Below are 11,940 nucleotides of genomic sequence, written 5' to 3'. Positions count from 1 at the left end.
GCATGGTCCACCGTTGCGGTCTTGTCAATGTTCAGCAGGTTGCAGGTCGCCGGTGCGATCAGGCCGTTCTGGATGATGTCGTCCCATGGTACTCCTCTTGCTTCAAGACCGCGCCACATTGCCGTCAATCGCTTGGTAATGGTTTCCGTGTCCTCGGCAATGAATTCCTCCGCAAGGGTCGGCACGATGCCCCAGCTGACGATCTTTCCCTGCTCAATGAAGCTTTTCACCGAATCGTACGTCACGACCACATCGCCGAAGGCGTATGCATTGAAGGAGATAATTTCCAGGGGAAGGGAGAAAAGAAAATCCCAGTCGGGATTGCCGCAGAGATGAAGTCCCCGGGGCCCGTCGATCCCGTTGAAGAAATCGGCAAGCTCTGCTTTTGCCTTGACAGCGTCATAGCCGGACATAGCGCTGAACAAGAACTGAAGTCCCGGGTCATCCACCCAGACGAAGGCGTTCGGGTTCTTGCTGGCAAGCTCTGCGTACTGTAGGTTCACCTTCCTCTGTATAAAGGAAAAAAGGAGCGATCGCATCTCATCGTTGTAAGCGATCGGTTTTCCTTTTTCGTCGGTTATCTTGAGGCTCGCGCTTACCGGGCTTATCATCTGTCCCCTGATTGCCCTGTAGGACGAGAGATCAAGAGAAAGAAATCTGTGGTACACAAGAGAGAATTCCGGGGACAACCGGAAGAGTTCAGGGGATGTTTCCTTCTCCAGATAGAGAGGCAGGTCCTCCATGAACTTATCGCTGTCGACATGTATCCTGAGATTTTCCTCGTCGATTACAACGCCCGGGAAGTTCTCCATCGCCTGGACATACATGTCCTCGTAGAATGAAACGCGAGGAAGCTGGGGCCAGAAGGGGATGTCGAGAGCAAGAGCCGCACTGAGAGCGGAATCTACCGAGTCATGCGGCATGATGCCCATTGCCGTAGTAGCACAATCTCCTCTAAAATTAAGTCTGCTACCCATGGTCTTCATAGCATGCCATTATATCGAGTCGTCCGCAACAGAGGCTTTGTTGCTACGTCGCCCGAGACCACGAAAAGCCTGACGAAATCTTGAAAAGAACTGCAGGGATGAACGCGGATTGACGTTCATCCCTGCTTCCGGCTGTTTTCGCTGTCAGAAACTTCACTGCCTTAGAACGATATCCCTCACAACCGATTTTGAGTTACATATCCGGCTCAAACGTCTGTATGACGGGGACGTCGAACGGCAGTCCGTACTTGTTCCAGTTTTTCTGCACCTTCTCATACGTGGCTTTCGTCAACCTCGTTCTCTTTGAGAAAGTCTTGAGGAACTTGTGCTGCTTGCACGCATTGATGAGCGCCTTTGACCCATATATCCTTTCTTCCGGCGGGTTCTTGGTCGGATCGAGATAGGTCGACCATGTCTGCCTCAGGAGGTCGATATCCGCCTCCGGGTCGCATCTCGTGGACATTGCCCAGATTACTTGTTCAATATCGGTCGGGTCTACGTCCTCATCGACCACGACCACCCACTTGGTATAGTATGCTGCGCCAGAGCACTGCGCTGCAATGGCAAGAGTCTGTGCAGCGTGTCCTGGATACCGCTGCTCGATGGAGACACATACCATCCCGAACCCGCCACCCGAGCACGGCACGGAATAGACGCCCTGTATACCCGGTATGCCCATCGTCTGGAGGTCGTCCCAGATCTTGGCTGAGCGGGCGATACCGAAAAAGAGGTTCTGCTCGCAGGAAGGGTGATCGGCCATAAGCGCGGAGGTCAGGATCGGGTTATTCCTGTAATGTATCGCCTTGATGTCGATCACTGGCGTCGGCCCGCCCGGTCTACCGTAGTATCCCTGAAACTCCCCGAACGGCCCCTCTTCCTTCAGCTTATCGGGGTAGGAAATTCCTTCGATCACGATCTCGGCGTTGGCTGGATAAAAGAGATCCGTAGCGATGCCTTTGCATACTTCCACGGGCCGTCCCATGATGCCGCCTATCGCCTCGTATTCAGAAACGTTCTTCGCAAAGCCCATTGCACCGCAGATAAACATCGCCGGGTCGATGCCGTACGCAGCGATCACCTCGCAGGGCTTCCCCTGCTGCCACCACTTTTCACGATGCAGGAGGGCGTCTTTTCCGGGAGAGACGTAAAAGCCCACCTGTTTCTCATTCATGATCATCTGCCTGTAGGTGCCCAGGTTGAGGAAACCGCTCTCCGGGTCCTTCGTGATAACGACATCTGCGGTCCCGATGTACCGGCCCCCGTCATGGGGCCACATTTTTGGAGCGGGAAACTTCGTAATGTCGACGTCGTCTCCGCTTACGATGTTTTCGTTCACCGGTGCAGTCTTGGAATCAACGATCTTCGGCGGGATCCTGTTCTTGTAGATGTCCTTGGTCGCCCTGATCATTTCGAGCATTGGCTGGTTGAGCGGAAGTCCCAGCGCAAGGGCGATTCTGTTAAGGCTCGATCCGAGAACATTGGACAGGACGCGATGACCTTGTGGATAGCCTTTTATATTGTCGAAGAGCAGCGCAGGCCCGCCCTGTTTCTTTCCGACGAGATAGGTCAGTCCTGAAATCTCCTCATCCCAGTCGGTAGGCTCATTGATCTTGACGAGTTCGCCGATCTTCTCAACTTCTGACAGCCAACCTCTTAGATCGTTCCACACCACCATGATATCCTCCTAGAATAGTAGCTCATTTGCAGAGCTTAAAGTACGACAGATATATGCCTCAGCTGGATTGTTCGCCAGAGATGGTATGCCTCAAACCGCGCTGAACCCTGACAACGTCCTTGAGCATCGACTTGTATGCCTCGTCAGGATCTTTTCGTCTCAGCGCCTTTAAGATATCCCTGTGGTCCTTGACTGCCTGCTGTGAAATTTTTAGTCTCTCCTCGAAATGTTTGGATGTTTCGATGGTCATTTCAGTGGCAACTTCAAGCATGGTTCTCATCGTGAGCTCTACTACCTTGTTGTGAGTTGCTGCTGCCACCAGGGAGTGGAATTCGAGGTTCAGGGCGGTTGCGCTCGCATGAGAGGTGAGCAGGGATTCAGTCTTGTCAATGTTCTCTTGAAGAAGATCGATATCCTGCTGCGTGATCTGCTTGGCGGCCAGCCGAGCGATCGTAGGTTCAAAAACTACCCGCGCTTCTTCCAGTTCGGTAATCGAGACGTTTTGGATCCGCAGGATGGAGTAAAGAGAAGCACTCATAGTTCTCGAATCGGTTTCAGCGACGAAAGCGCCCAATCCCTGCCTGACCGTGACAAGCCCCGCAGCCTCCAGACTCTTCAGCGCTTCCCGCACGGCGATCCTGCTCGCCCTAAACTGTATCCCCAGTTCTCGCTCTGCCGGCAGTTTTTCGGACGGCTTGATTTTCCCCGCGAGTATCATCTCTCGAATCTGTTCAACGATAAGATCCGTGATTTTCGGGCTCTTAACGGGTTTCAGACCGTTCATCGCTCATCCTTGTGTGCAACTGACAGGTAGTATGTAACAGATAACATATCATACCTGTATGACATCTTACCAACTAAGGTACGATGCTCAAGTACTGTCTGTCAAGAAAAATGTCTTGAAAACTTCCTGAATAGACGAGAGCGGCGCGAGCACCGAGTCTGTGACATGGACTCCCTTGCTTTTTACCCCTTATTCTTCCCGCTGATTCTGCTATACTTGGGAAGGGGCGAACAACTTTTAGCAAAAAGAGGAGGTTCTCATAAGGTACACAAAGAGAAAGTCCATCAAGCCGGGCGACGACGTCCCGGGCGCAGCGACGGCCCGGGAAGGAATGGTTTGCGGTCTTAGAAAGGGACCTTCCGAGACAGATGCGGCACGACCTGCACCGGTTTACGAGGTATACGCTCTGAAGTATGCGGGTCCTTTCTCGAGCAGCCTTGCCATGGTGCTCTGGAACGAGGGCTGGAACGAAACGATCGAGCGGAACTATTATATCTGGGTCATCAAAGGAAAGAACGAGAACATAATAGTCGACACAGGCACTGGCATAACCGAGGCAAAGAAGCGGAAACTGAAAGAATACGTCAACCCCGTGGATGTCCTCACCCGCATAGGCGTGAACGGCACGAATGTGAAAAAGGTCATCATTACCCACGTCCACTTCGATCACGCCGGTGGAATAGAGATGTTCCCCGATGCCTTTCCGAAAGCCAAGTTCTATCTTCAGAAGATGGAACTCGATTTCTGGACCAAGGACCCGGTAGCGAAGAGAGCGCCTTTCCGAGGCATCACGGATGCCAGGGCCAACCGGAAGATTGCTTCTATGGCGGAGTCCGACCGCCTCGTCATTGTTGACGGAGACATGAAGATCGCACCCGGGATAGAGCTACTCCTGGCCCCGGGCCACACCACAGGTCTCCAGGCGGTGGCGGTCAACACGGAGAAGGGCTCGGCTATAGTCGCCTCGGACTGCGCCCATATCGCCCGCAGCTTCACGGACGACATACCCAGTTGTTTCATCACAGACATCATTGCGTGGATGAAGAGCTACGACAAACTGAAGTCCAAAGTCTCGAACGTCGACCTTATATTTCCCGGCCATGATGTGAAGATGCTGACCGATTACCCGAAGATCGCTGAGGATGTGACGAGACTCGTGTGATCCGCGAAACTCCTCCTTTTCACCCCCATAGCTGTGAATAGTAACTTTTCATCTCTGGGACACCTGTATGCGGGTACCGATTGCCTATTGAACGCAGCTACGCCGCTGGCTCGTCCAGGACCTTTCTGATTGTCGTGGCGATCTCTCTTTTCGTGAGGGGTTTCATGGCGAAGGCCCTGATTCCTGCAGCCCTGGCACCTTCAGCATCAATCATATGGCTGAAGCCGGTGCACAGGATGATGGGGATGTCGGGACGCAGCGCGAGGATGTGCCGGGCAAGCTCAACACCGGTCATGTCCGGCATGGTCTGGTCCGTGATGACCAGGTCGAAACGAGACGGGTTCTCCTGCAGAAGTGCTAGAGCGGTCTTACTGCTGGTGCGGGAGGTCACCTCATAGCCGAGCTCGGCGAGGATGTCTTCACCCATCTCCACAATCGCTTCTTCATCGTCCACAAAGAGAATACGCTCGGAGCCGGTAGGTATCATATCGAGACCGGGCGCTGCTGTCTTTTGCTCTCCGGCAATCTTCGGGAAGTACACGGTGAACGTGGAACCTTTACCGGGTGCACTCTCCACCGCGATGTAGCCGCCCGAGCGCTTGACGATGCCGTGGACCACAGAGAGCCCGAGCCCTGTGCCTTCCCCCAGTTTCTTTGTGGTAAAGAACGGGTCGAATATCTTGTCCATGATGTCGGGCGTAATGCCTCTGCCCGTGTCGCGGACCACGAGCTTCATGTACAGTCCAGGCTCCATGCCGTGATTGTTCCCGTTGGATCGTGCCACGCTGAAATCGGTGAGTTCGATGTCGAGGATGCCTCCTTTTTCCCGCATGGCATAGGTGGCATTGGTGCACAGGTTCATGACGATCTGCTGGATCTGGGTGGGATCGGCGAGGATGAGACCCGACTCGCTCAGGATGTTCACTTTGATACTTATCGTTGTAGGCGTGGTAGCCCTGAGCATCCTTGCAGTCTCTTTCAAGATACTGCTCAGCAGCAACGGCTTCTTCTCCTGCGCCGTACTTCGGGTGAAGGTCAGCATCTGTTTCACCAGTTCCCGCCCGCGCAGCGACGCCTCCAAGACCCGGTGCAGGTGATGCTCGTCCCGGCTTCCCGGGGTCGCACGCTCGGCTACCAGTTCCGTGAAGCCGATGATCGCTGCGAGGATGTTGTTGAAGTCATGCGCGATGCCGCCGGAGAGCGTCCCCAAGGCCTCCATCTTCTGAGCCTGCCGGAGCTGGGCTTCCGCCTGCTCCCGCTCGGCGATTTCCCTGGTGAGGTTGTCATAGGCGCTCTGGAGTTCCGTAGTTCTCTGTTTGACACGTTCTTCGAGTTCGTCGTGCGCCTTGCGCAATGCTTCCTCTGCAAGCTTTGTCGGCGTCAGATCGACGGTCGCCGAGCCCACGCCTATGACACGGCCCGTCTCATCGTGCATGGGCTCCCAATAGACGTCGAGAAAAATAGGACCGCCAGCCCGGTTGAACCACATCTGCTCGCGGTATTCGACGCCCTCCTCCAGCACGCGCCTCTTGATCGCATCAACCCGTGCCGCTTCTTCGGGCGTGAAGATGTCTTCGTCCCGCCTGCCTATGATCTCCTCGGGGCGTGCGGTGCGCTGGTTATATGCCCAGATGTACCGGAGGTCGCGGTCCTGCACTGCCACTGACACGGGTGCGTTGCGCAGGGCAAGACGGAAGCGCTCATCGCTTTGCCGCAGGGCTTCCTCGGCCGCCTGCCGCTCGGTGATGTCCCGAAAGACGAGCACAACGCCCGTGGTCTTGCCATCCACGCGTTGTATGGGCGCGCCGCTGTCATCAATGGGAAGTTCGGTGCCATCCCTGCGGACAAGGATCGTGTGGTTGGCGAGTCCAACAATTATTCCTTCTCTCAGCACGCGTGAGACAGGGCTATCGACTTCTTTGCGGGTCTGCTCGTTAATGATGTGAAAGACTTCGGCTATCGGTCTGAGCGCCGCGTCCTTCTGCGTCCAGCCGGTAAGTTCCTCCGCAACGCTGTTCATAAAGGAGATTCTGCCATCTGTGTCTGTGGCGATGACCGCATCGCCGATGCTTGCCAGCGTGGTGGCCCAGCGCTGCTCGCTCTCACGGAGAGCTGACTCTCTTTGAGCGAGCGTATCTGCCATGGTATCGAAGCTCCGGGCCAGTCTCCCAAGCTCGCGACCTTCGATGTCACGAGAGATGCGCACGTTCCCCGCTCCGGCGGCAAGTTGCTCAGATGCCTTCATTAAGCGGGTGACAGGGTTTACGATGAGACGCTTCCCGATGAACCAGACGAGCACAAGCCCGATTGCATAGAGCACCGCGAGCAAGGTCAGGTTCTTAACCATCGCCGCGTTCGCCGTCGCAGTGGCTGAGGCCAGCGGTATGCTTGAGCGAACATAGAGATAAGGTGCTGATTCGTGCGGTAAGGTCATTTTCCTGTACGCAGCGAGACGAAAGATCCCGTCGTTCCCTATGGCTTTAAAGGTCCCTCCGGGAGCACCCCCGGTCATCGGGGTGAAGTTCTCTTGTTTTGAGTCACGCTTGCCGATGAGCTTTTCTGAGAACGGGTCCTGGCGGTTCCTGATGAGAATGATGCCCTGGTGGTCAAGGATGCCAAAGGACGACCCGGGAGGAAGATTGATCTTTTCAAAAGTCCGCTGGGCGTACTCCAGGTCGAGGGCGACCCCTATCACCGCTATCACCTTATTGTCGGCGTTTTTTACGGGATAGCCGAAGCTCATCATCGGTTTTCCTCCTGCCCTGCCCACGCCGTACTCGCCGGAAGAAAACGTTCCCGTGCGGATGGCCTCCTGGTAGTACCTTCTGTCAGCCATGGAAAGGTTCCCCTGAAAGGGCACTGCCGAGGCCCACACAGAGCCTGATGCATCGCCGATCACAATATTGGCGTAGCGAGGGTTCTTCTTCAAGAGGTCTCGAAGGAGCGCATTGGTGGCCGTGCTGTTGCGCGCCTGGACTTCCGGCAGAAGAGCAAGGGTGGTGACTAGCTGCTCGGCTCCTGCAACGACAGCCTGCTGCTCGCCTGCAAGACTATTGACAACCTCCAGGCATTGCTTGTTGGCGTCATCTATTGCCGCCTTGCGCGCGGCTAACCCTGAATAGACTATCAAGGCCACGGATGGTAACGCCAACAGGGTTATGAAAATCACGAGATACGTGCGGATGGACAAAGACATGAATCTGTTCATCGCTTATCGCGCCTCTCTATAATTCAGCGGGATCCGTAACGGCATCAGGCAAATAGATAGCAGAATGCGGAACCGATTACAACAGGGGCTCGCGCTATCCTTTTCTGATTGCTTATTCCTTCACGAACGTGGCCTGAATGACGTGGTCGGCTGAGATGCTCTTGAACCGGTACGAGTTAACCGCCCCGGCGGAGGCGCCATCAACAAGAACATTGGAAACGCGGTAGCCCGACAGAGGAAACATCTGGAATGTCAGTTCTTCTCCATAGGTTGCTTTCACGGGACCAGCAGGGTAGATGGTGCCATTGGATGACGTGGGCACAGAGATTGTAAATGTTTTCAATGAAAAAGATGCTGTGACGGAACTGGCCGAGCTTATCTTAATCGTACAGTTCCGCGCTGTTCCCGAACAGGCCCCGGACCATCCTGAAAATACTGAATCGACGCCGGGCAGCGCACTGAGAGTGACCGTCGTCCCTTTTCGAAAAGTATTTCCTGTGTGATTGGTAGTCACTGCTCCTCGTCCTTTCCCCGTTTTCCTGACTGTCAACGTGTACTCAACGGACTCCGGGTTGCCTTCCTGGGCGATGGAAGCTATCTGTCCCTCCGCGGTGATCTGAGCCGTGCGGGAATCCGCGCCAGGATTTGCGGAGAGAGAGAAGCTGATTGTGTCGCTGCCGGATCCCTTATTCGTTGAATCCATAAGGACCCACGGAGCATTCAAGGATGCCAGCCATTGACAGTTCGTCTGGGTCGAAACAGATATCGTGCCCGATGCTCCGCTTGAGGAAAATAAGTGGCTGCCAGGTGATATCCAATAGGCGCAGTTCTGTGATGGCGCTTCGGAGGCTTCCTGGGAGACAGCAGTTATGTTGGCACCAGGAACAGGCTCCGCTTCATTGTTGAGCGCGGGCCTGAGACAAACTTCGTTATAGATCACTTCAGCGAGAAGGTCAGGATCCACCTTCATGGCAGGATCTTTTGGTTCTTGCGATCTCACAAGGGTGTAACGGTCCGAGCCATCAACGTGATGACGCTTATACTCATTAAGCAGCACTAATTTCCGGACCTTGCTCCCACAATCCACGACGTTCTTCGCCGTGATGGTTTTCCCATGTTTCGTCCAGACTACCTTTTCCAGGAATTCCCGGGAGGCGGGCGGTCCATGTACCATGCCATTCAGGAGATAAACCTCAATTCTCCCGCTCTCCGGGCTGTTCACGGTTCCGACAAGATCCCATCGGACTACGCTTGACGCCTGCGCACCGGCAGGAATCGGTATGGAAAGAAGAATCAGGATCGCGACTGCAGTCAGCAGGGATACCCCGTGACTGCTGCTAACTCTATCCATTACTTAAGTGATCGGCTGATGATGGATGTTCTAAATGTTGTTATGCCTGGCGAGGCATGACGCACGGTAGAAGCGCGTTACGGCTTGGGAGCAAGAAGATTGGGACGTATTTGAGTTGGACTGCGTACAGACAAGCAAGAACTAAGCCTGGAGGCGAATAGGTATCAGCCGCCGGCGATAAGAGGGATGAGAAACACCTCTGACCCTCTCGGCACTTTCGCCCTTTCAAAGTCAGGGCCCGAGACGACGGCATCATTAACGCGCACCACTGCGTAAGGGTAGGGATCGCCCAACTCCTCCAGGAGTTCGGCAACCGTCAATCCTTCTCTCCATCGGAACTCTCTACCCTCGACCAGCACCATCACGCTACTCCATGCTCCTTCAGCACATCAACCACTTCCGGTAAGTCTATGCCGAGGCGTTTTACCGTGTCAAGCGTGGGAATGCCGTCTTTTGTCCAGCCCCTGCGCTCGTACACCGCGTCTTTGAGCTGTTCGTATTTCTGCTCGCGCAGTTTGCGCAGCGTGTGCACCTTGTCTGCAGTGCTCATTCCTGTTGTGTTCACGCCGTGAAGTTCTTCCAACTGTTTATCGTAACGCTCCGCTCTCGATTCGTATTCATCGGTCGTTACGGGTCCCATGGCCCTGTATGGAATCGCATCGTGCGCCCGACGACCGAATCCCAGCTTGAGGCAAAGGATTCGCTGGAAGTTGTAAACTTTTTCGCTCATGGTGATCAGGTCTTCGGGTGTACAGTTCTTGCCGGTGACCGCGTTGAAGTATTGCGTGTACCATTCAACGTGCTGTATCACCTTCGCAGGCTCCTTGGTCTGTTTATTGTCCGGGGGGACCACGTCATTCCATGGCAACTTACAGAGGCCGCAGAGGCCGAACCAGGTACGCCACAAAGGGAACCAGTGGAGTGCTTCAGCCTTGTGCTCGAACGTGGGAAGGAAATTGTGGACCATGTCCAGGAAGATAAGCCATGCCTCGTCATGCTGCGGTCCTTTGAGGGCGAGGCCGTAACCGCCCTGCTGGGCAAGGGACTCTTTGGGCATGTATTCCGAGAATTCGAGGCCTTTGGCCTCCATCCCGATATCCTCCATGATGGCCCGGTCCGCGCCGAATTCGCGCGAGAATATCTGCTTCATTCTCCGTATGCCCTGACCGACAATCTTGCCGAATCCTTCCCCCCGCGCCATCTGATGGAGCAGTTCCAGCGCGGATGCTTTATTTCCGAATTTGAGGTCCATGCCGCCGGTATGCGTTTTATTGATGAGACCCATCTCAAAGCATTCCATGGCAAAGGCAATGCCTGTGCCGACCGAGATCGTGTCAACACCGTAATTGTCACAGTAGAAGTTCATCTCGATGATATGCAGCGGATCAAAGATGCCGTGATTGGAACCGCATCCGGCAATCGTCTCGTACTCGGGGCCATCCACAAAGACTTTCTTTCCCGCGTATGGACCGCTCGTGGGTACAAAATCCCTGACGCCGTGCGAACAGGCGAGCGAACAGCCCATCCAGCAACCGTCGAAACCTTTGTCAAACAAGGGCCTGTAAACCTCCATGCCCACCTTTGGCGCGTCCGGATGCTGGCCGTAACGGAAGTTGTGAGTCGGTAGAAGGTCATAGTCGTTCATGATGGTGACCAGATGCGCAGTACCTACGGATGACATCTGGTTCTGCCTCGGATCCTGTTCGATTATTTCCTGGGAGTGGAGCTTTGCTACTTTCTTGAGCGTCTCTTCGTCTGCAGGATCGTTGAGTGCGAGGTTGACGGTGTCCCACCGTGCTACGATGGCTTTCAGACCCTTGTCTGCAAAGACCGTTCCCATGCCCCCGCGTCCCGCCTGCTTGAGCCTGGCTCTTGATCGCTTCGGGTCATACCAGGAAAAGTTGAGGAGGCCTATCAAGCTGTGCTTTGCTCCGGGGCCTGTAGAGACCACAGAAATAGTCCTGGGCTTCCCCTTGCCGAAGTGATCGGTCAGAACTTCAGAGATATCGTGCGCCCCTGCAGGGAGCCCCTCCACTTCGAGAATCTGCACCTGCTTAGTGACCCCGTCGATGAAGATAACGGTCGGCGTATTAGTCTTACCCTGGATTTCCAGAGCGTCAAACCCTGAAAACTTGAGATAAGGGCCGAAGAATCCGCCTACGTTCGAGTCCATCACCGAGCCCGTTGTCGGAGAGACGGCCGCCACGATGCTCTTACCCGACCCCGGATATACAGACGTGCCGCCTAATGGCCCGCAGGCGACGCAGAGTGCGTTTTCAGGAGAATCCCACCGGGTGTTCTTCTTCACAGCGTGCCAGAGGAGCCAGAGATCAAAGCCCTTGCCGCCGATGAACGTTTCGCGCATCGCTTCGCTTACCGGTTTACAGGAGATTGCAGAGTCCGTCAGGTTGACGTAGAGCGTCTGGTTCGCGTAACCTCTTTTTATCACAGGTCGTTCGTACGACAGCGTCTTGATCTCTTTGACGTGCAGATTGGCCATTCCATCCCCTCTTCTTCGGGCAAGCTTCAGTCCAACTTATATGATGAGGAAATTTAATTCCTTGATCACGAAGACGTACGTTAGCTCGGTTGCGAAATGTTAAAGTATCACGAGGGATTGCGACTGTCAAGACGCTTAACGTGCTCTCACTCGGGAGGTACGGATCGGCAAGAGTAGATTGAAGCCGCAAAGAAGATCGTTTGTCTATCTCGTTGTTAAACTTTCTGGTATAATACCGATTTGCGTTCAAGATGCATACCGAGGCGCGCCGAGG

General features: G+C 54.7%; 8 protein-coding genes. 1 reads left to right on the top strand and 7 read right to left on the bottom strand.

From position 1 onward, the window contains the following. The 3 genes from VMT71_15660 to VMT71_15650 form a co-directional block, all read right to left on the bottom strand. Positions 1 to 986, bottom strand: a 986-nt coding sequence (locus tag VMT71_15660) for a hypothetical protein (protein ID HVN25410.1), incomplete at its 3' end; no start/stop codon positions are given. Between the two features lie 193 nt (positions 987 to 1,179). Then, a complete protein-coding gene (locus VMT71_15655; protein ID HVN25409.1) occupies positions 1,180 to 2,661 on the bottom strand; it encodes a UbiD family decarboxylase in 1,482 nt (493 codons plus the stop codon). Positions 2,662 to 2,719: 58 nt separating this feature from the next. Further along, positions 2,720 to 3,445, bottom strand: coding sequence for a FadR/GntR family transcriptional regulator (locus VMT71_15650; GenBank protein HVN25408.1), 726 nt, complete (start codon positions 3,443 to 3,445; stop codon positions 2,720 to 2,722). Between the two features lie 331 nt (positions 3,446 to 3,776). Between VMT71_15650 and VMT71_15645 the strand changes: the two genes are divergently transcribed. Beyond that, positions 3,777 to 4,607 carry an N-acyl homoserine lactonase family protein gene (locus tag VMT71_15645; GenBank protein HVN25407.1) on the top strand — a complete coding sequence of 277 codons (831 nt, stop codon included), beginning with the start codon at positions 3,777 to 3,779 and terminating at the stop codon, positions 4,605 to 4,607. 97 nt (positions 4,608 to 4,704) lie between these two features. Here the strand turns inward: VMT71_15645 and VMT71_15640 are convergent, their stop codons facing one another. The 4 genes from VMT71_15640 to VMT71_15625 all read right to left on the bottom strand — a co-directional run bounded on the left by VMT71_15640 (position 4,705) and on the right by VMT71_15625 (position 11,666). Beyond that, positions 4,705 to 7,815 (bottom strand): PAS domain S-box protein, encoded by a 3,111-nt coding sequence (locus tag VMT71_15640; protein ID HVN25406.1) that lies wholly within the window; start codon positions 7,813 to 7,815, stop codon positions 4,705 to 4,707. Between the two features lie 112 nt (positions 7,816 to 7,927). Then, entirely contained in the window at positions 7,928 to 9,166 is a 1,239-nt protein-coding gene (locus VMT71_15635) for a hypothetical protein (protein HVN25405.1), read from the bottom strand. A gap of 164 nt (positions 9,167 to 9,330) precedes the next feature. After that, on the bottom strand, positions 9,331 to 9,528 hold the full coding sequence (gene thiS / locus VMT71_15630) for a sulfur carrier protein ThiS (protein ID HVN25404.1): 198 nt from the start codon (positions 9,526 to 9,528) through the stop codon (positions 9,331 to 9,333). Beyond that, positions 9,528 to 11,666 (bottom strand): aldehyde ferredoxin oxidoreductase C-terminal domain-containing protein, encoded by a 2,139-nt coding sequence (locus VMT71_15625; protein HVN25403.1) that lies wholly within the window; start codon positions 11,664 to 11,666, stop codon positions 9,528 to 9,530. Before VMT71_15625 ends, thiS begins: the two co-directional genes overlap by 1 nt. Between the last annotated feature and the right edge of the window lie 274 nt (positions 11,667 to 11,940).

Source organism: Syntrophorhabdales bacterium (genome assembly GCA_035541455.1).
GTDB lineage: Bacteria > Desulfobacterota > Syntrophorhabdia > Syntrophorhabdales > WCHB1-27 > JADGQN01.
The sequence above is the reverse complement of the archived record's forward strand: the minus strand, read 5'-3'. Positions and strand labels throughout refer to the sequence as shown.